This window comes from Cedecea neteri NBRC 105707 = ATCC 33855 (assembly GCF_001571265.1).
Classification (GTDB): Bacteria; Pseudomonadota; Gammaproteobacteria; order Enterobacterales; family Enterobacteriaceae; genus Cedecea; species Cedecea neteri.
Window position 1 is genome coordinate 1 of sequence record NZ_BCTL01000074.1, and the last position, 18,934, is coordinate 18,934.

An 18,934-nucleotide genomic window follows, 5' to 3' on the forward strand; every position below is an offset into this window, starting at 1 on the left:
GGACACGTTCACCGTAATCGTGGCAGCATATGAGAAAGAACCAAAAGTGAACGGAATTTCATTGTGCCAGCATGACAAAACGTTCCCCCGAAACCACCAGAAAAAATAATCTTTATTCCCTTCCCCCAATATTCCCTCACTGAAATATAAACGAACGAATTTAATTTCCATTGCCGGGTTGACAATAGTATTGCTCATGGGTAGATTTCACGGGCCGAAGTTGCGGCCTTTCCTAACCTGACATAAGAGACTAATGGATACTGAATTTAGTAGCTGCCCGAACATGGCCTTAATGGCGGTTCGGGAAAGTAAACATGAAATCGATTGTGATCACTTCTTCGTTTTGGTGTGTCTCGCCGGAGCCTGATGCTCTCGTGTTGTCCCACCTCGACCAGGGTTTTCACGGTCCCGAGGTGTGTTATGAACTTCAAATCTACCCTTTTTCCTGGTGTCAAAACAGTGACATCAACGCTGCGTGTCCGGCCGCCCCGCGATCGGGTGTTGTCCGTACGCAAAAAACAGTCAAACTCAATTTTCTCTTCGAAAATCAGTGAGTTGAATCAACGCATCACCAACTGGCGTGTCAGTCCTGTCACCGGCCAGCTGGAGCGTCGTTGCAGCTTCTCTGATGGCGAAGACCCACAAAGTCGACCCTTCGCAGCCTGATTCAGCCGTTACGCCGTAGGTTCGTCTGTGCGCTATGCCGCAGCCCGCTTTCGTGCGCCACGCTGAGTTACGTCACTGCTGGTACCTGTTTATTCGCTGATGCCTTCCGGCATATTTATCAGCAGGAATAATCATGTCCAGAAAAAAGAAAATATAAATTTCTCACCTGTTTATTTTTATAAATAAATAGCGAGAAACCCTGTGCGAAATTAATTTAAAACCGATCGCTCATGCGACATCGGGCTATTTTCGGCCGCCCTTAATTTGGCGTTTACCGTAAAGAGTCTGCTGCCGCCCGGCGACAGGAGCACCACCATGACTGTACAAACCAAGAACCGTAATAAAAAAAGCCCGCTGTCTATGCGTGCCGCCCAGGAAGCCAAAAACGGCATCGCAGAAACCCTGGTCAATCTGAACACTACCCGGGAAGGGCTACAGGAAGCCCACGCCAGCGCCCGGCTGGAGCGGGACGGCCTGAACGAAGTTGCCCATGACAAGCCGCCTCACGCGCTGGTTCAGCTGCTGATGGCATTCAATAACCCGTTTATTTACGTGCTCGGCATTCTCGCCGGGATCAGCTTCTTCACCGATTACTGGCTGCCGACCAGCCACGGCGAAGACGGCGACCTGACGACGGTGATTATTATCGGCACTATGGTGGCGCTCAGCGGCCTGGTGCGTTTCTGGCAGGAACACCGTTCGGCGAAGTCTGCCGAAGCGCTGAAAGCAATGGTTCGTACCACCGCCACGGTCGTTCGTCGTGAACATGCGGGGCAAAAAGGAACCCCGCGTGAAATCCCGATGCGCGAGCTGGTCGTGGGCGATATCGTGCAGCTCTATGCGGGCGACATGATCCCGGCAGACGTGCGCCTCATTGAGTCCCGGGATCTGTTTATCAGCCAGGCCGTGCTGACCGGTGAAGCGCTGCCGATTGAGAAATACGACACCCTGGGCGACGTGGCACAAAAGTCCGCGCACGATAAGGCTATCGACAGCGAGAACCTACTTGATATCCCTAACATCTGCTTTATGGGCACCAACGTGGTCAGCGGTACCGCGCAGGCTGTGGTGGTGGCGACCGGGCCACGGACTTACTTTGGCTCGCTGGCTAAAGCGATTGTCGGGAGCCGCGCGCAAACAGCCTTCGACCGCGGCGTGAACAGCGTCAGCTGGCTGCTGATCCGCTTTATGCTGGTCATGGTGCCGGTAGTATTCCTGATCAACGGCCTGATGAAAGGCGAATGGTGGGATGCCCTGCTGTTTGCCCTTGCGGTTGCCGTGGGCCTGACGCCAGAAATGCTGCCGATGATCGTCAGCGCCAACCTTGCCAAAGGCGCGGTGGCGATGGCGAAGCGTAAAGTGGTGGTTAAGCGCCTGAACGCTATCCAAAACCTGGGCGCAATGGACGTGCTGTGCACCGACAAAACCGGCACGCTGACGCAGGATAAGATCATCCTCGAGCACCACGTTGGCACCAACGGTCAGAAAAACGAGTCCGTGCTGGGGCTGGCCTGGCTTAACAGTTACCACCAAAGCGGCATCAAAAACCTGATGGACCAGGCCGTCATTTACTTCTCTGACAATGAGCCAAACTTCGTCAAACCGCAGGGCTACAGCAAAGTCGACGAGATGCCGTTTGATTTCGTGCGTCGTCGCCTGTCGATTGTAGTGAAGGACAGCCAGAGCAATCACCTGCTGGTGTGCAAAGGCGCCGTGGAAGAGATGCTGAGCATTGCCACCCACATGGAAGAGAACGGCAAGGTTATCGCCCTGGACGACCAGCGTCGTGACGCCATGCTGGCAATGACCAACGACTACAACAAAGACGGTTTCCGCGTCCTCGTGGTAGCCACCCGCGAGATTCCTAAAGCCGAGGCGAAAAAGCAGTACGGCACCGACGATGAGCACGACCTGATCATCCGGGGCTTCCTCACCTTCCTCGATCCACCGAAGGAGAGCGCAGGCCCGGCGATTGCCGCCCTGATGGACATTGGCGTGGCGGTAAAAGTGCTGACCGGCGATAACGCTATCGTCACCACCCGCATCTGCCGCCAGGTCGGGCTGGAACCGGGCGAGCCGGTGCTCGGCCCGCAGATTGAGCAACTGAGCGATGCCTCCCTCCAGCAGTTGGTGGAAGAGCGCACCGTGTTTGCCAAGCTGACGCCGCTGCAAAAATCTCGCGTGCTGAAGGCGCTGCAGGCTAACGGCCATACCGTCGGCTTCCTCGGCGACGGGATTAACGATGCCCCTGCCCTGCGCGATGCCGACGTCGGTATCTCGGTCGACAGCGGCACCGATATCGCCAAGGAATCCGCCGACATCATCCTGCTGGAAAAGAGCCTGATGGTGCTGGAAGAAGGCGTGATCAAAGGCCGCGAGACCTTTGGCAACATCATGAAGTACCTGAACATGACCGCCAGCTCCAACTTCGGCAACGTGTTCTCGGTACTGGTTGCCAGCGCATTCATCCCGTTCCTGCCGATGCTTGCGATCCAGCTGCTGCTGCAAAACCTGATGTACGACATCTCCCAGCTCGCGCTGCCGTGGGACAAAACGGACAAAGAGTTCCTGAGCAAGCCGCGCAAATGGGATGCCAAAAACATCGGCCGCTTCATGGTCTGGATTGGCCCGACGTCATCCATTTTTGACATGACGACCTTTGCGTTGATGTGGTTTGTGTTCAGCGCCAACAGCGAGCACATGCAGACCCTGTTCCAGTCCGGCTGGTTCGTGGAAGGCCTGCTGTCGCAGACGCTGGTGGTGCACATGCTGCGTACCCAGAAAATTCCGTTCATTCAGAGCACCGCCGCATGGCCGGTGATGATGATGACCGGGCTGGTGATGGCGGTGGGTATTTACGTGCCGTTCTCCCCGCTCGGGCCGTTGGTTGGGCTGCAGGCGCTGCCGTGGCAGTACTTCCCGTGGCTGGTCGGCACCCTGCTGGCCTACTGCTGCGTGGCCCAGGCAATGAAAACGTTCTACATGCGTCGCTTCAAACAGTGGCACTAACGCTGCGTTAAGACGTTATTAAGGTGCCGCTTCGGCGGCACCTTTCAGGCAGGCAACACAAGCTGGAAAGCATTATGGAAAAGCAACATTCCATTATTTTCCTGATTAAAAATAAGACCATCACACTGGTTGTCTTATTTTTAATGAAAATAACCCGCACCCTTCGCGTCCGCGCCCTGGCCTGGTTCGCCGGAGGGAAAATCAACTATCGACACGCGAAAGCATTACTGAACCTCGCCAGCGCCATACATCGTTTTTCGATCAGGTTACTGCGTTTTGTTACACCACCCGCCCTTAAGAGGGGGAATTAATTATGTCCGGAACTACTCTGTTAATTAACCTGGCTGGCGCCATCGCTTTGCTGCTCTGGGGCAGCCATATGATTTCAACTGCGCTGCAGCGCGGCTTCGGCACGCCGCTGCGCAACTGGATGGGACGCCACCTTACCAACCGCTGGACGGCTCTGCTCGCCGGCGTAGGCATTACCGGCGTCCTGCAAAGCAGCACCGCGGTGAGCATGATGGCAACGTCGTTTACCGCCGCCGGCACCTTGAGCCTTGCCCCTGCCCTGGCGGTGATGCTCGGCGCTAATATCGGCTCCACGCTGGTGGTGCAGCTGATGAGCTTCAACATGGAAATGGCCATCCCTCTGCTTCTGCTGGCCGGGTTTGTGGTCTTTAAGATGCGCGACCATTCCAACTTTGAGAGCGTGGGCTGCGCCCTGATTGGCCTCGGCCTGATGCTGCTTGCGCTGCATTTACTGAGCGGCACGCTGGCGGACATCGAAGTCACGCCGGTATTTCACGCCGTGATGCAGGGGCTGCAGGGAGACGTATTAATCGCCCTGCTGGTCGCCGCGATCCTGACCCTGCTGTGCCACTCCAGCGTGGCGATTATTTTGCTGATCGCTTCCCTCGCCGCGACCGGCGCGATGACGCCTGCCACCGCGCTGGTGCTGGTGCTTGGGGCAAACATTGGCGGCGCATTACCGCCAGTGCTTAACGCCGGGTCCGCCGTGGCTCGCCGCCTGCCGGTGGGCAACCTGATGGTTCGCCTGGCCGGCTGTGCGCTGGCGTTACTGCTGCTGCCGCTGCTGACGGATACCGCACAGAAGTCCGGGCTGAGCACGCCGCAGCTGGTGGTGTGGTTCCACACCGCGTTTAGCGCCACACTCGCGCTGCTGTTTATCGGCCTGACCGCGCCGATGGCCCGGTGCCTGGAGCGTCTGTTCCCGGAAGAAGAGCGCGTGGGCGACCCCGGCATGCCGATGTATCTCGACGATGCTGGCCTGGAAGTCGCTTATATCGGCCTGTCTAATTCGGTTCGCGAATCGCTGCGCGCCGCAGATATGCTTACCATCATGCTGGACCGCCTGCTGGTGCTGTTTATCACCCAGGAAAAACAGGCCGCAGATGAAATTCGCCAACTTGACCAGTCTGTCGATCTGCTCAGCGCGGCGGTTCGCGCCTACCTCGCCGACATCGGTCAGGACGGGCTGAATGACGCGGATGCCGATCGCGCCCAGGAGATCCTGATGTTCATCATCAACTTTGAGCACGCGGGCGACATTCTCTCCAGCAATCTGACCCAGTTAGCTACGCGCCGCGCGCGCCGGGGCGAACTGTTCAGCGACTTTGAGCTACACAATATTCGCCTGCTGCACGCGGAAATCCTCACCAGCCTGCGTCTCGGCATAGCCGCGTTTATGCGTGAAGATTTATCTGCCGCCCATCAGCTGGTGCAGCGCAAAGAAACCATTCGCCAGCTCGAGGCTTCCGCCAGCCGCGAGCATTTCAAAAAACTACGTGAGGACAAAAATGCCTGGGCGGAATCCGGCGACATATTCCAGCGGGTACTGAGGGACTACCGCCGCGTGCATCACCATATCGCCGCCGTGGCCTATCCGGTCATTGACCGACTGGGCGATAAATCCCTGCTGTTTATCGACACGCCGCCAGACGTTTAAAAAAACAATAACCGCCGTCGCGCGGACGAGAGTTTTTTCAAGGAAAGCAACTTTAAGGTACAGAAAAGTGAGAGTTTTAATCTGCGCAGGTCGGTTTTATGCCGACACCCACACCCTCACCCGCGTGCTGGATTTATATGCCAGCACGCAGACAATGAATGTGCTGATTCACGGGGGGCATCAGTCGCTCGGCGGTGCCATTGAAACCTGGGCCCGCGGCACCGACGTGCACGTCATTCGCTACCCGGCCAACTGGGCGCTGCACGGCAAATACGCGGAAACCCGCCGCAATCTGTTTATGCTGGAGGACAGCCGCCCCGACGTGCTGCTGGCCTTTCCTGGGGGAGAAGATACGGCGGAGTGCGTAAGAATGGCGCGCAATTCCGGCGTGAAGGTGATCGAGATTTAATCCAACGGGCTGCGGCAGGTTTCTGTTACCGCAGCCCGCTTTTTCAGGCCGCCGCTGGCGCCAGGTTAACGTCTTTCAGGAATTCGGTAATGCGTGGGTTCTCACCGCTGCGCAGCGCCTGAGGCGAGTCATCGCAAACCACTCGCCCTTTCTCCATAAACACAATTCTGTCCGACACGCTGAACGCGAAGTTCATCTCGTGAGTGACGATCACCATCGTTATGCCCTCGTCCGCCAGGTTCTCGATCACCTGCAGCACCTCATTTACCTTTTCAGGATCCAGCGCCGAGGTAGGCTCATCAAACAGCATGATTTGCGGGCGCATCATTAAAGCACGGGCGATGGCTACCCTTTGTTGCTGCCCGCCGGAAAGCTGATGCGGGTATTTGTGGGCATGTTCCAGCATCCCGACTTTGCGAAGCAATACGCAGGCCTCACGCTTGAGCTCTGCATCCGTCGCCAGGCGATGGTAGTGCGGGGCCAGCATCAGGTTTTTCATCACCGTTAAATGCGGGAACAGGTTAAACCCCTGGAACACCATGCCGATGTTCAGCCGGTGCGCGGCATTTTCCACGTACTGTGGCTTTTGAGCGCCCTGTTTTTCCAGGCGAATAAACGGCTGGCCGTTAATCAGGATCTCACCGTTATCCAGCTGTTCCAGGCCATTCAGCAGGCGGATGAGCGTGGTTTTGCCTGAGCCGGACGGGCCAATCACCGACACCACTTCCCCGGGCTTGATGTCCAGGTTCACCGCGCCAAGGACCTCCACATTGTTATAGGCTTTGTGCAGCTTGCGGGCCTGCAGGGCGGGAATGTTCGCAGCCAACGCAGGGCGAGTAACCGGCCCGCTTTCCTGCGCCGCCATCGCTTCCAGTTCGGTTTCCGGCAGGCGGGCGGTTTTGCGCTGGGTGACATCCAGCCGTTTTTCCAACAGCTTCAGCAAGAAGTCAAAGACGGTCACGATAAACACATAATAGAAAGCCACCGCCGCCATGGTTTCCATCACCAGGAAGTTTTGCGAGTAAAGCCGCTGCCCGACCATCAGGATCTCGGTCAGCGAAATCACCGAAACCAGCGAGCTAAGTTTCACGATGGAGATGTACTCGTTAGCCAGTGACGGCAGCGCCACCCGCAGCGCCTGCGGCACGATAACCAGCCATTGAATACCGGCGTAGCGCAGTCCCAGGGCATGAGCGGCCTCACGCTGGCCACGAGGAATGGCCAATAGCCCCCCACGGTGAATCTCTGCGATATAAGCCGTTTCGCTTAACACCAGCGCGATAAGCCCTGCCCAGAAAGGATCGCTCAGCAGGGCCGAACTGCCCGGCAGCGCCTGAGGCAGGTTATAAACAAAGATCAGCAACACCAGCAGCGGCAGGCTGCGAAACAGCCAGATATATGCCCGCGCGGGTAAGGAGAGCCAGGGAGAGGCAGCCTGCTTGCCCAGCGCCAGAAGAAAACCAAACCCAATACTGATTATCCAGCTCAGCAGGCTCAGCTTAATCACGGTCCAGGTCGCCTGCCAAAAATCAGCGTTGCTAAACAGGCTGAATAAATAGTTCCAGTCAAAAGACATATCCGCACTCCCCGGCGATGATGATTACAGACTGCTGGCCTGAATTTCGGCTTCGGACGGCTCCGCCAGGTGATACTTTTTCACTAAGGCCGAGTACTTGCCGCTGGCCTTAAAGGCCGCAATACCGTCGTTCAGCTCTTTTTTCAGCTCAGGGTTGGTTTTGCTCACCCCAAGGCCCACCAGCACCGGGTACAGTAGCTCCGTGGAGGTCACGACCAACCGCCCATTCATTTTGTCCACCACCTGGCTTGCCACGGCGGCATCGGTCATCTGTACTTCTACCGCATGGGAAAGTAACGCCTGGGTGGTCTGCGGGTCGGTTGAAAACTCGCTCACCGCAATCGGCTTCAGCCCCTGCTTGACGCAGTAGTCGGCCGACAGCGTATGCAGTTTTTCCAGCCAGTAAGTCCCCTGCATCGACCCAACTTTATGCCCGCAAAGCTCTTCCGGTTTGGTCGGTTTAAAGCTGGCGTTGCTCAGCGTCAGCAGCGATTCGCCGGTTTTCAGGTACGGCACCATGTCGATAACCTTCTGGCGCTCGGGGGTGATAAACAACGCGGAGGCAATCAGCTCGAAGCGCTTCGCCTGCAGGCCGGGGATCAGGCTGGTAAAGCGGGTATCCACATAATTAGGTTTGAGCTTCATCGCCTCGGCAACGCCGTTGATAAATTCAATATCAAATCCGGCGGGCGTTTTGCCGTCGAGGTATTCGTAAGGCGGGAAGGTAATGTCGCTGCCCACCGTAAGCTGGCCGGGGGTCATCACGGCGGCCTGAGCCCCACCGCAGAGCAGTAAAGGCAGCGCCGCCGCCATGCAGGTAAATAACGCCTTGCTATGTGAAGATGTAAACATGCGATGACTCCAGTGCAGGTGATAAATCATTTTTTATTGGCTCCGTAACGGAGGCGCTTTTCACAGCTTATGGTTTCGCCCTGGCTACTGCCTTGCAATATATTCGCCAGGACGATAATCATTCGGTGAGCGTTTGCGATTGAGCCATGCTGCAGCAGAACGGCACGGGGATAAAGGACGAAAAATATTCCTTACCTCTATAAAAAATTGTTTTAATGCAATGGCTATTTTTTTGCACCAGCGCAGCGCAATGCTCTAATTTTCTGCAGGAAAACGAATAGAGACATATTTCAGGCAGATAATAGCGACTCAAAATATTTACCCGCACCAAAAAAGTGCAGCTTATTTTCCCTCTGCCACTTTTTGGGGACAATTCGTGGCCAATAAAATTAAAAATATTTTTTCAGGGCATGATTTTTACCGTTTTCATCAACCCTGCCGGTATCTGGCACAGGCCTTGCTACAGAATGACTGAATAGTCTGAAACTCTCTTCCAGGCTTCACAGACAATAAAAAAGCGGGGTTAGCGCTATGACACATTTCACGCTCAAGCAGCTCAAGTACTTTGTCACCGTTGTTGAGGCGCAGAGCATTGCAGAAGCCTCCAGGCAGCTGCATATCGCCCAGCCTTCGGTTTCCATTGCCATCAAAAACCTGGAAGACACCTTCGAGCAGCAGTTTTTTATTCGTCACCACGCGCAGGGCGTTTCGCTCACGCCCGGCGGGCTGCGGTTTTATGAAAAAGCCCGCGAGCTGCTGCGGCTTTCATACCAGTTTGAGCAAAATGCCAAAGCGGATAACGACCTTGTGTCCGGCACCATCGCGATTGGCTGCTTTGAATCCGCAGCCCCGCTTTATCTGCCGCGCCTTATCGCCGGGTTTCGCAAGCTTTATCCTGAAATTACCATCCGACTGTACGACGGCGAGCAAAATGAGCTCACCTACGGGCTGCATCGCGGACGCTTTGACCTGGCGTTTATGTACAACCTCGAACTGGAAAGCACGCTGCATACCGAAAGGCTGAACGCCCCGCAGAAGCCTTATGCTTTGCTGCCGGCGGCTCATCCACTGGCGAAGAAAACGTCCGTGACGCTCAAAGAACTTAGCCGCGAGCCGATGATCCTGCTGGATGTCATTCCCAGCAAAAGCTACTTCATGAACATTTTCACCGACAAAGGCCTGCACCCGGCAGTGGCCTACAGTTCGCCGTCGATTGAAATGGTGCGCTGCATGGTCGGCCAGGGAATGGGGTTTTCGGTGCTGGTTACCCGCCCCTGCACCGACGTTACCTATGACGGCCAGCACGTTAAACAGGTTGAAATCATCGATGACATGGCGGCCTCCACGCTGGTGATGGCTTATTTACGCAATAACGAGCCAACCCGCCCGACGCGTTTATTTATGGATTACTGCCGCACGTTTGAGCTGATGCCGGAAGCCCTGGAAAAAGATTAAAAAAGCGAGATTCACCGCCTTAAAATACAGGGAATTCATAGCCTGTACATTGAGGCTACTTTATTTATGCCTTATCCCTAGATTTATAATATTTTACGGAATGTCTGCCGCTCAATAACCTTGTGCCATAGCGAAGCTGCGCTGAATCTTATTTCCCGAGCACCAAGGAAACAGACATGACCGAAATAAAAATACAGACAGACACCCTTGTGATTGGCGCCGGCCAGGCCGGGATCGCCATGAGTGAGCACCTGACGCGCCTCGGTATTCCCCACCTGGTGCTGGAGAAAAACCGCATTGCCGAAGCCTGGCGCAGCGGCCGCTGGGATTCACTGGTGGCCAACGGCCCGGCCTGGCACGACCGCTTCCCCGGGCTTGAATTTAACGCCGCCGACCCGGACAGTTTTATCCCTAAAGACGAGGTGGCTAACTACTTTGAAGACTACGCCCGTAAATTTGAAGCGCCGGTAAAAACGGGCGTAGAAGTGAAAAGCGTAAAGCGTAATCACGGCAGGCCGGGTTTCACCGTGGAAACCAGCGACGGTATTGTCGAAGCGAAGCATATCGTCGCCGCGACCGGGCCTTTCCAGCGCCCGGTTGTGCCAGCCATTGCCCCGGCAGATAGCCAGCTGTACCAGATACATTCCGCTGCCTACAAAAACCCGGCCCAGCTGCCTGCTGGAGCCGTATTGGTGGTGGGCGCGGGTTCATCCGGGGTGCAAATTGCCGATGAGATCCAGCGTTCTGGCAAGCAGGTTTACCTGTCCGTCGGCGCCCACGATCGGCCACCTCGCGCTTACCGTAACCGGGACTTTTGCTGGTGGCTGGGCGTACTTGGGCTGTGGGATGCGGCGGCCAATCAGCCCGGCAAAGAACACGTCACCATTGCGGTGAGCGGCGCACGCGGCGGCCACACCGTTGATTTCCGGTCCCTGGCGCACCAGGGCATTCACCTTGTCGGCCTGACCCAGCGTTTTGCCGAGGGGAAGGTCTTTTTTGAAGATAACCTCGCCCATAACATCCGCCAGGGCGATGAAAGCTACCTGGCCCTGCTGGACGCCGCCGATGCATGGATTGCCCGCAACGGCCTTGACCTGCCCGAAGAGCCGCAGGCCCGCATTTTCCCGGCAGATCCCCTTTGCGTCACCCAGCCTACGCTTGAATTGAACCTGACTGAAGCAGGCATCACCTCGATTATCTGGGCGACCGGATACTCCCCGGACTACGGCTGGCTACAGGTGGATGCTTTTGATGCTCAGGGCAAACCGCGCCACCAGCGCGGCGTTTCCAGCGAGGCTGGCATCTATTTCCTCGGGCTGCCGTGGCTTTCCCGCCGGGGCTCAACGTTTATCTGGGGCGTGTGGCATGACGCAAAATATGTTGCCGACCACATTGAAACCCAGCGCAAATACAGCCGCTACCTCGACGCTTCCCAGCGCTAATCTTTTTGCCAACAAGGAATTAACTGATGCCAACGCATACCCGTATTCGCATGTTTAACACCAAAGAAACCTACCCTAACCAGTCGCTGAACAACGACCTCTGCCAGGCGGTACGCGCCGGGAATACCGTCTATGTGCGCGGCCAGGTCGGGACGGATTTTGAAGGGAAGTTGATTGGACTGGGCGACCCGCAGGCGCAGGCCGAGCAGGCGATGAAGAACGTTAAGCAACTGCTGGAGGAAGCCGGGAGCGACCTCTCCCACATCGTTAAAACCACCACCTATATTATCGACCCGCGCTACCGCGAGCCGGTGTATCAGGAAGTCGGAAAATGGCTGAAAGGGGTATTCCCGATCTCCACCGGGCTGGTCGTTTCTGCCCTCGGCCAGCCGCAGTGGCTGATGGAAATCGATGTTATCGCGGTGATCCCCGACGATGCTGAGGGCGGCAAATGACATTTTCTATCGCCGCACGCTGCCGGGAAACCGGCCAGCTTGGCATCGCCATTAGCTCATCCAGCATCGCGGTCGGCGCACGTTGCCCGTGGCTGGTACCGGGCGTGGGCGCGGTGTCGAGCCAGAATATCACTCTGCCCGCGCTGGGGCCGATGGTGCTGTCAAAGCTGGGCGAAGGCGTTGCGCCACCGCAGGCGCTAAAGCTGGTCGTCAGCGAACATCTGCACGGCGACTATCGGCAGGTTACCGCCATCGACAGCAACGGTAAAACCGCCTGCCACAGCGGCTCTCATTCTCTGGGCATTTACCACGCCGTGGAGGGGGATAACTGCGTGGCGGCGGGCAATATGCTGGCCGATAAAACGGTGATTAACGCCATGATCGAGCGCTTCGAAAAAAGCAGCGGCACGCTGGCGGACAGGCTGCTTGCCGCGCTTGAGGCGGCGCTGGAAAAAGGCGGCGAAGCCGGGCCGGTGCATTCGGCGGCATTAAAGGTGGTGGACACCGTCGCCTGGCCGGTTATCGACCTGCGCGTGGACTGGGCGGACGAAAACCCGATCGCCGCACTGCATTCACTCTGGCTGGCCTATAAACCACAAATGCAGGATTACCTTATTCGCGCGCTCGACCCGCGAGAAGCCCCCAGCTATGGCGTACCCGGCGATGAATAACCGGCTGATTCCTTTATTACAGAAGTTGCTGGCACGGGACACCACCAGCCGCGAGTCGAACCTGGCGTTGATCCAGGATATCCATGATTATCTCGCCGAATGGGGTATCGACGCAGAGCTGTTTCACAGTGAAGACGGGCGTAAAGCCAATCTTTATGCGGTGCTTGGCCCGGCGGGCGGCGGCGGCGTGATGCTCTCCGGCCATACGGACGTGGTGCCGGTGGACGGGCAGACGTGGAGCGTTCCCCCTTTCGACATGACCTACCGGGATGGCCGCTACTATGGGCGCGGCGCGGCGGACATGAAGGGTTTTATCGCCTGCGTGCTGGCCTCCGTGCCAGGGTTTCTTGCACAGCCGCTGAGAATGCCGCTGCACCTCGCCTTCTCCTATGACGAGGAAGTTGGCTGTCTCGGCGTGCGTAGCCTGGTGGAGCATCTCCGTGCTTCAAAAGAGAAGCCCGCACTTTGCATTGTGGGCGAGCCGACCGAAATGCGCCCGGTTTACGGGCATAAAGGCAAAATAGCCCTGCGCTGCGAGGTACACGGCCACGCCTGTCACTCCGCCTATGCGCCACAGGGCGTGAACGCCATTGAATATGCTGCCCGGCTCATCGGCAAGCTGGGCGAGGCTCGCGAGGCGTTAACGCAAACGACAGATATCCGCTTTGATCCTCCGTTCAGCACGCTCCAGGTCGGCACCATTCACGGCGGCAGCGCGCTGAACATTGTCCCGCAGGAGTGCCAGTTTGATTTTGAAATTCGCTACCTGCCGGGGGTTGATGCCGCCACAGTGGTGGATGACATTCAGCGCTATGCGCGGCAAAACCTGGAGCCCGCCATGCAAAGCGTTTCCCCGGCAAGCGCCATCCGGTTTACTCCACTCAGCCACTACCCCGGCCTGCTAACGGACGCGCAGTCCGAATTTGCCCGATGGCTGGCGCAGTGGTGCGGCAGCGCTGACTACAGCACCGTGGCGTTTGGCACCGAGGGTGGGCTTTTTGATGAAGCCGGGATCGCCACGCTGATTTGTGGCCCCGGCAGCATGGAACAGGGGCATAAGCCCGATGAGTTTGTGGCCGAAGAACAGCTGCACAAATGCATGGCGATGCTGGACAACCTGCGCCAGTGGATGCTCGCCTGAACGCTGCATAGCGTCTGCAGGCCCCCGAAAATATATGCGACACAAAAGCAAACCAGCAGAATATATCACTTAAAAATATCACCACTTAAATCATTAACTCTAAAAATGGAATGAGCAGCGGCAAATAACCAGTATAAATCTGGGTTTATTCCTTATCGTTGAGCCATTATTTACTCTTAAGGAGGATGATCGTGGAGGATTAATAGTAATAACGCCCTGCTTTCAAAACATTTAATTCACAACAAATTAATCTAATTTTTACATAAGGGTTTTGCTGTTTCGCTTATTAAATACGGGTTAGATGAGGGGCATTTTCTTATTGGAAATGGCCGCTTCAGCCCTGGGGTTGATTGGAATGTCCGGGTTCAAAACACGCTTATTTTTGCTTAATAAAAACAGCCAACGCCTGCTGCTGTTGTGCGGTGGCTTACTGCTCGGCATGCTGGCCGCACTGATCGTCATAAGTATTTTTAAACCCGCAGTAAAGCCGCTGGATGACCGAAAAGATTCTGTTGCTTTACTGGTTTATAGCTGGGAGGCGCAGGCCAGTTCACTCCTGACGTCCGCAAAAATCTACCATTCGTCCGATTCAGGGACCCGCAAGGACATTTTATTGATGGTCTGGAACGTGAAACCCTGTCTTCTGGCGGGCAAAATGTCCGTCTCAGCCATGCCAAATCAGGCCATGAAATGGATACAAAGAGAGCTTAGGGAATCTTTGCGCATCGCTTTGCTTCCCTCTCCCGCTTCGCGCTGCTTGCGCCCCGGAGCGGCAGAACAACCCAATCTTTATAAGCAAAGCATCGTGGCAGAAACGGGAGCGCATGGACATCCCCCCGAGCAAGCTATTGAAGAGAATCATCAGTATGAAGGACAAATTCAACCGTCCGGAGCCAGTCTCCGGACCATTTTATCCCCAGAGAAAGCCGATCCACGTCGTACCGTCTGACGTGGCATAAACGGTCCTGCTTTGTCTTTTCAGTAAAGGGTTGTTAGCATTTAAGTAAAATAACGCCCGACAGCGGAATGCTGCGCGCTTTCCTGAATCAAAAATGGACGAGAAATGAAAACGTATTTCCCTTCCTGGCTGCAGCAAACCGCTATCCTGCTTTTGTGGGGGCTGGTCTATTATCTGTCCGGGCTTATCTCACTAAAATTTGACGACCCAAACTCTGCCATAGCGATTGTCTGGTTGCCATCGGGCGTCGCCGTAGCAGCTTTTTTGTCCGCCCGCTGGCGTGATTACCCTGCGCTTATCCTCATCTTCGCGCTGGCAAGCGTACTGCTGGATGAAGCCTGGCAGAGCATACCTCTTTTTTTAACCACGCTGGGTTACTCGCTGCTGGCGATGCCGGCCAACGTTCTCATCGCCTGGCTGGTGCGCCGATTCTCACGGCCAAATGACGACCTGCACGTCATCCTGCTGTGGATCTCCGCCACCTTTGTCGTCAGCGTGTTTGATGCGCTTATCGTCGGAGGAGGTTACGCGTTCTTCACCGACCAGCCAGTGGCGAAGACTATCTCAAACGGGTTCGTTGCAGACGTGACCGGGATCTTCTTCGCGACAACCGTCGTCATGGGCTTCGTGAATAAACGTGGTCCCCGGGCCGCACTATCCTGGTCGACTCGACTAGCAGGCCTGGCGCTGTTGCTGCTGATTTGCGCGGCAACGGTATTTATTTTCGACTACAGCGGAACCTGGCTCAAAACCGAGGCCGCCGCGCTCTATTTTGCCCTTTCTTGCCTGCCGATTGTGCTGACGATGATGCTTTCCCTGGTCTGGGGCAATCGCGGGGGGTCCGTCGGCCTGCTGGCGTTGGGCGCCATCGTCATCCACTTTACCGACCAGCATCAGGGGCCCTTCTTTCTTCGCGGCCTTAACTTTACCGAATCGCTACTCCTGGCCCTGAGTTACCTCTCAGCGACCGCCTTGCTTATCGTATTTGTCCGTGTGTTAAGGCGTTCGACGACGCGTTTCAACCCCGATACCGGCAGGCTTGCGGGTAACGGCATACTTTATCGACTGGAGCCCGAAACCGGCGTATTCAGCTGGGAAAACGATCTCTCGTCATTGCTGGGCGCGGGTTACCGGGCAGAGTTTGACACCGTCGAGCGAGTGCTGGGGTATGTACATCCTTCAGATCGGGAAAAACTCAGGCAGCACTGGCTCGGCCCGGTTCAGAACAAACACAAGCCCCTGATATTTCGTATTAAGGCGAATGACGATGAGTGGCTAACGCTGGTTGACAGCGGCGGCGTTGCGATGTCAAACGGCGGCAAGCGCATTATTGTCGGAAACTGGCAGGCCAGCCATTACGATCTGGCTATCTAAATCTAAACACGGACGTGATAACTTTTTTAAGGAGAGACAGGCTAGTGATTCAGATTGCGTTGTTACTGTTCGGCGTCGACTTTATGCGCTCCAGGGTCAAATACCTGATCCTGCTTGGCAGCCTGTGGAGTCTGCTCGGGCTGGCTATTTTCCTCGATGGCCTGGACGGCGTGACGTACTTCCCTCTGCGCTTTTTTGGCCTGCTTTTGCTGCTGGAAAGCCTGGTGACGCTCAGCATTGCCTCCGGCGGCGTCGGGGCGCAAAAAGCGGTGCTCTACTTTAAGGGCGGCATTTTTTGTTTCGTCTCGCTGCTTATCTTATCCAACCAGTCTTACAGTAATTTGCTGCTGGCTATCGTCTTTGGTTTTGCCTATTTCGTCATTGGCCTGTTCGTTATTTTCTCGGCGTGGATTGTGCGTTTCCCTCACTGGAAGAGCACTCTGGCGACTGGTTTAGCGCAAATCATATTCGCCTTTTTTATGTTCAGCCCCTGGCCAACCCATTATAAAGCCACGGTTTCGTTCTTCCTGGGCACGCTGATGGTTTTCAGCGGCATTCATACCGTACGGCTCGCGCTGCGCGTGGCCAGGCTGCGGGAAGGCACCTCTGTCTTTGATCTTTTAGTGCCTGCTGGAATCGGTTTTGAAGTGAAAAAAGGGGCGGACGCAAAACCTAAGATCGCAGAGCCGGAGAACGCTGATTTTCGTGAACCGCTAACCGTCCATATCTGGACCCCGGAAGGCACTGCCAGCGCGTCGACCATTCCGCGCCCGGTTATCAATCGCTATATCGCCGCCGTGGACTCAGAAGGGGTTATATCGACGGGCCACGCCGCGCTTGAAGTCCCGCCCGGGATTTACATCAGCCTTTATCCTGCAGAAGACATTGACCGATCGCCGGCCGAGTTCTTAAACACGCTTAAGGCCACGCGCGATAACGACGTGCCGGGGACGTTCCAGCCTGACTATGCCACCGAAGCAGCAGAGTGGTGCCAGTCAGATCGCAAAATCTACTTCCACCAATACAACGGCAAAGCGTTGCAGCGTTTCTGGAGCGCCTACAAGCTGACGAAAACCTATAACCTGACCTACCGCAATTGCTCCAGCAGCGTTGCCTACGCCCTGGAAGCATCGCTGGATGGCGTGCTCTCGAAACGCACGAAAAGCGGGTTATCGATTCTAAGGACGCTCGCCATGCCTGAACTCTGGATAGCGGCTCAGGTGCGCAAACGCGCCATTTCTATGGCCTGGACACCGGGGCTGGTGATGGATTACGCCAGAGCGCTACGCAGCATCGTTCACCCTGTCCCGGAGCCCTGGTATCAACGCTTGTCCTTCAAGTGGCGCGACGACAGAAAGGCCGGGGAATAACTGGCCAGTCAGTGGGTAACAGACTTTGAGAAAAGCTGAATAATGATGATGCCTACAGCAATAAACAGCATGCCTGCGATAGCCGGCAGATCGAGTTTCTGTTTATAAAACAGGAACGACATCACCGAAACCAGGAAGATCCCCATTCCTGCCCAAATTGCATAGGCGATACCAATATTCATGGTCTTTACCACCTGGGAAAGACCATAGAATGAAATCGCATAGCCCACGACGACAACCACGCTCGCCACCAGCCGGCTAAACCCATCTGAGGCTTTCATCATGGTTGTGGCCAGCGTTTCAGCGCAGATAGAGATGGCGAGGATAACGTAAGTATTAAGCATCTTTTTTCCCGTTGTATAAAATCCTCGGGAGAGTATAGAACTTGATGAGGCACAGAATTTCAACAATGGGGAAATCACGGGCCGGTTAAGCTGTTTGTCATCCAGAATGGCTGCGCCCGACTTCCGGAGCGAGAGATGGGTCACTGAAATTTAATGCGATAAGTGCTTGAATAATTGGCGGAGAGAGGGGGATTTGAACCCCCGGTAGAGTTGCCCCTACTCTAGTTTTCGAGACTAGTCCGTTCAGCCGCTCCGGCATCTCTCCGTTCTGATGGTTGCCATCATGCCAGGTTATGCGGCATTTTAACAGTCTGGGTTCTTTCGTTTCAGTTCAAACGATGACTTTGCGAGCAAGTAACATGATTAAGTGGCCCTGGAAAGCAAGTGATTCAAGCGCTGACCCCGCTTTGCCGTGGGAACAGGCGTTAGCCATTCCCGTTCTGGCACCCCTCAGTGAAAACGAGCAGCAGAAATTAGTTGGCCTTGCGGATCGTTTTTTACAGCAAAAACGGCTGGTGCCGCTGCAGGGTATTGAACTGGATGATTTAAAGTCCACTCGTATTGCGCTGCTGTTTTGCCTGCCCGTGCTTGAGCTGGGCATCGAGTGGCTGGACGGTTTCCACGAAATACTGCTCTACCCCGCGCCGTTTATCGTTGATGACGAATGGCAGGACGACTTCGGCCTGGTACATAGCCAGCGCGTGGTGCAGTCCGGGCAAAGCTGGCAGCAGGGCCCAATCGTCCTGAACTGGCTCGACGTGCAGGACTCCTTCGACGCCTCCGGCTTTAATCTGATTGTTCACGAAGTTGCCCACAAGCTGGACAGTCGCAACGGCGACCGTGCCAGCGGCGTGCCGTTAATTGCGTTGCGGGATGTGGCCGGCTGGGAACACGACCTCCACGCCGCGATGGACAGCATCCAGGATGAAATCGACATGGTGGGCGAAAATGCCGCCAGCATCGACGCCTATGCCGCGACCGATCCGGCAGAATGTTTTGCCGTGCTTTCAGAATATTTTTTCAGCGCACCGCAGCTTTTCACGCCACGTTTCGCTTCGCTTTACCAACGTTTTTGCCAGTTCTACGGACAAGACCCCATTCAACGTCTGGTTGAGCGCGAAAACTCCCCTGGCATCGCCGGAAATACGGTGCATTAAATCAGCAACGAGGCGCAAATTTAACCATATGAATTAATGCGTTACTTTTACTGTTGACAGGTTTTATGGCTAACGCTAATATTCGCCCC

At 55.7% G+C, this 18,934-nt stretch carries 18 protein-coding genes and 1 tRNA gene; 14 read left to right on the top strand and 5 right to left on the bottom strand.

The window, feature by feature from the left end:
* Positions 1–198: hypothetical protein (locus CNE01S_RS25655; RefSeq protein WP_218009456.1), on the bottom strand; the 198-nt coding region annotated here is incomplete at its 3' end.
* Positions 199–420: 222 nt separating this feature from the next.
* Here CNE01S_RS25655 and CNE01S_RS24855 point away from each other — a divergent pair.
* The 5 genes from CNE01S_RS24855 to CNE01S_RS22475 all read left to right on the top strand — a co-directional run bounded on the left by CNE01S_RS24855 (position 421) and on the right by CNE01S_RS22475 (position 6,050).
* Positions 421–666, top strand: coding sequence for a hypothetical protein (locus tag CNE01S_RS24855; protein ID WP_072279210.1), 246 nt, complete (start codon positions 421–423; stop codon positions 664–666).
* A 315-nt stretch (positions 667–981) separates the two neighbouring features.
* Positions 982–3,675, top strand: coding sequence for a magnesium-translocating P-type ATPase (gene mgtA / locus CNE01S_RS22460; protein WP_061278729.1), 2,694 nt, complete (start codon positions 982–984; stop codon positions 3,673–3,675).
* A gap of 74 nt (positions 3,676–3,749) precedes the next feature.
* Positions 3,750–3,986 carry a hypothetical protein gene (locus CNE01S_RS22465; RefSeq protein ID WP_061278731.1) on the top strand — a complete coding sequence of 79 codons (237 nt, stop codon included), beginning with the start codon at positions 3,750–3,752 and terminating at the stop codon, positions 3,984–3,986.
* Positions 3,987–3,988: 2 nt separating this feature from the next.
* Complete coding sequence (locus tag CNE01S_RS22470) at positions 3,989–5,641, top strand: Na/Pi cotransporter family protein (RefSeq protein WP_061278734.1); 1,653 nt, start codon at positions 3,989–3,991, stop codon at positions 5,639–5,641.
* 67 nt (positions 5,642–5,708) lie between these two features.
* Positions 5,709–6,050 (top strand): DUF2493 domain-containing protein, encoded by a 342-nt coding sequence (locus CNE01S_RS22475; protein WP_061278735.1) that lies wholly within the window; start codon positions 5,709–5,711, stop codon positions 6,048–6,050.
* A 43-nt stretch (positions 6,051–6,093) separates the two neighbouring features.
* Here the strand turns inward: CNE01S_RS22475 and CNE01S_RS22480 are convergent, their stop codons facing one another.
* Together CNE01S_RS22480 and CNE01S_RS22485 are read right to left on the bottom strand one after the other, a co-directional pair.
* Positions 6,094–7,626, bottom strand: coding sequence for an amino acid ABC transporter permease/ATP-binding protein (locus CNE01S_RS22480; RefSeq protein WP_061278737.1), 1,533 nt, complete (start codon positions 7,624–7,626; stop codon positions 6,094–6,096).
* A 24-nt stretch (positions 7,627–7,650) separates the two neighbouring features.
* The gene (locus tag CNE01S_RS22485; protein ID WP_082763275.1) at positions 7,651–8,478 is read right to left on the bottom strand and encodes an ABC transporter substrate-binding protein; all 828 of its coding nucleotides are present in this window, start codon (positions 8,476–8,478) and stop codon (positions 7,651–7,653) included.
* A gap of 531 nt (positions 8,479–9,009) precedes the next feature.
* Between CNE01S_RS22485 and CNE01S_RS22490 the strand changes: the two genes are divergently transcribed.
* The 8 genes from CNE01S_RS22490 (at position 9,010) to CNE01S_RS22525 (ending at position 17,344) form a co-directional block, all read left to right on the top strand.
* The gene (locus CNE01S_RS22490) at positions 9,010–9,933 is read left to right on the top strand and encodes a LysR family transcriptional regulator (RefSeq protein ID WP_061278739.1); all 924 of its coding nucleotides are present in this window, start codon (positions 9,010–9,012) and stop codon (positions 9,931–9,933) included.
* Between the two features lie 176 nt (positions 9,934–10,109).
* Positions 10,110–11,375, top strand: coding sequence for a flavin-containing monooxygenase (locus CNE01S_RS22495; RefSeq protein ID WP_061278741.1), 1,266 nt, complete (start codon positions 10,110–10,112; stop codon positions 11,373–11,375).
* A 26-nt stretch (positions 11,376–11,401) separates the two neighbouring features.
* Positions 11,402–11,830, top strand: a complete 429-nt coding sequence (locus CNE01S_RS22500; RefSeq protein WP_061278743.1) for a RidA family protein — start codon at positions 11,402–11,404, stop codon at positions 11,828–11,830.
* The gene (locus CNE01S_RS22505; RefSeq protein ID WP_061278745.1) at positions 11,827–12,501 is read left to right on the top strand and encodes a DUF1028 domain-containing protein; all 675 of its coding nucleotides are present in this window, start codon (positions 11,827–11,829) and stop codon (positions 12,499–12,501) included. Before CNE01S_RS22500 ends, CNE01S_RS22505 begins: the two co-directional genes overlap by 4 nt.
* Positions 12,494–13,642 (top strand): acetylornithine deacetylase, encoded by a 1,149-nt coding sequence (argE, locus tag CNE01S_RS22510; protein ID WP_061278758.1) that lies wholly within the window; start codon positions 12,494–12,496, stop codon positions 13,640–13,642. Before CNE01S_RS22505 ends, argE begins: the two co-directional genes overlap by 8 nt.
* Before the next feature lie 325 nt (positions 13,643–13,967).
* The gene (locus CNE01S_RS22515; protein ID WP_245874459.1) at positions 13,968–14,591 is read left to right on the top strand and encodes a hypothetical protein; all 624 of its coding nucleotides are present in this window, start codon (positions 13,968–13,970) and stop codon (positions 14,589–14,591) included.
* 114 nt (positions 14,592–14,705) lie between these two features.
* Positions 14,706–15,974 carry an MASE1 domain-containing protein gene (locus CNE01S_RS22520; RefSeq protein ID WP_061278748.1) on the top strand — a complete coding sequence of 423 codons (1,269 nt, stop codon included), beginning with the start codon at positions 14,706–14,708 and terminating at the stop codon, positions 15,972–15,974.
* A gap of 44 nt (positions 15,975–16,018) precedes the next feature.
* Positions 16,019–17,344 carry an HdeD family acid-resistance protein gene (locus CNE01S_RS22525; RefSeq protein ID WP_061278750.1) on the top strand — a complete coding sequence of 442 codons (1,326 nt, stop codon included), beginning with the start codon at positions 16,019–16,021 and terminating at the stop codon, positions 17,342–17,344.
* An 8-nt stretch (positions 17,345–17,352) separates the two neighbouring features.
* Here the strand turns inward: CNE01S_RS22525 and CNE01S_RS22530 are convergent, their stop codons facing one another.
* Together CNE01S_RS22530 and CNE01S_RS22535 are read right to left on the bottom strand one after the other, a co-directional pair.
* Entirely contained in the window at positions 17,353–17,688 is a 336-nt protein-coding gene (locus tag CNE01S_RS22530; protein WP_061278752.1) for a DMT family transporter, read from the bottom strand.
* Between the two features lie 175 nt (positions 17,689–17,863).
* Positions 17,864–17,953: transfer RNA gene (locus CNE01S_RS22535), tRNA-Ser, on the bottom strand.
* A gap of 94 nt (positions 17,954–18,047) precedes the next feature.
* Between CNE01S_RS22535 and mtfA the strand changes: the two genes are divergently transcribed.
* Positions 18,048–18,845 carry a DgsA anti-repressor MtfA gene (gene mtfA / locus CNE01S_RS22540; RefSeq protein ID WP_061278754.1) on the top strand — a complete coding sequence of 266 codons (798 nt, stop codon included), beginning with the start codon at positions 18,048–18,050 and terminating at the stop codon, positions 18,843–18,845.
* Positions 18,846–18,934: the final 89 nt, after the last annotated feature.

Excerpts from the sequence above, each read along its gene's own strand:
- CNE01S_RS24855 (WP_072279210.1), top strand. The coding sequence starts at position 421 with ATGAACTTCAAATCTACCCTTTTTCCTGGTGTCAAAACAGTGACATCA.
- mgtA (WP_061278729.1), top strand. The coding sequence starts at position 982 with ATGACTGTACAAACCAAGAACCGTAATAAAAAAAGCCCGCTGTCTATG.
- CNE01S_RS22465 (WP_061278731.1), top strand. The coding sequence starts at position 3,750 with ATGGAAAAGCAACATTCCATTATTTTCCTGATTAAAAATAAGACCATC.
- CNE01S_RS22470 (WP_061278734.1), top strand. The coding sequence starts at position 3,989 with ATGTCCGGAACTACTCTGTTAATTAACCTGGCTGGCGCCATCGCTTTG.
- CNE01S_RS22480 (WP_061278737.1), bottom strand. The coding sequence starts at position 7,626 with ATGTCTTTTGACTGGAACTATTTATTCAGCCTGTTTAGCAACGCTGAT.
- CNE01S_RS22485 (WP_082763275.1), bottom strand. The coding sequence starts at position 8,478 with ATGTTTACATCTTCACATAGCAAGGCGTTATTTACCTGCATGGCGGCG.
- CNE01S_RS22490 (WP_061278739.1), top strand. The coding sequence starts at position 9,010 with ATGACACATTTCACGCTCAAGCAGCTCAAGTACTTTGTCACCGTTGTT.
- CNE01S_RS22495 (WP_061278741.1), top strand. The coding sequence starts at position 10,110 with ATGACCGAAATAAAAATACAGACAGACACCCTTGTGATTGGCGCCGGC.
- CNE01S_RS22500 (WP_061278743.1), top strand. The coding sequence starts at position 11,402 with ATGCCAACGCATACCCGTATTCGCATGTTTAACACCAAAGAAACCTAC.
- CNE01S_RS22505 (WP_061278745.1), top strand. The coding sequence starts at position 11,827 with ATGACATTTTCTATCGCCGCACGCTGCCGGGAAACCGGCCAGCTTGGC.
- argE (WP_061278758.1), top strand. The coding sequence starts at position 12,494 with ATGAATAACCGGCTGATTCCTTTATTACAGAAGTTGCTGGCACGGGAC.
- CNE01S_RS22515 (WP_245874459.1), top strand. The coding sequence starts at position 13,968 with ATGGCCGCTTCAGCCCTGGGGTTGATTGGAATGTCCGGGTTCAAAACA.
- CNE01S_RS22520 (WP_061278748.1), top strand. The coding sequence starts at position 14,706 with ATGAAAACGTATTTCCCTTCCTGGCTGCAGCAAACCGCTATCCTGCTT.
- CNE01S_RS22530 (WP_061278752.1), bottom strand. The coding sequence starts at position 17,688 with ATGCTTAATACTTACGTTATCCTCGCCATCTCTATCTGCGCTGAAACG.
- mtfA (WP_061278754.1), top strand. The coding sequence starts at position 18,048 with ATGATTAAGTGGCCCTGGAAAGCAAGTGATTCAAGCGCTGACCCCGCT.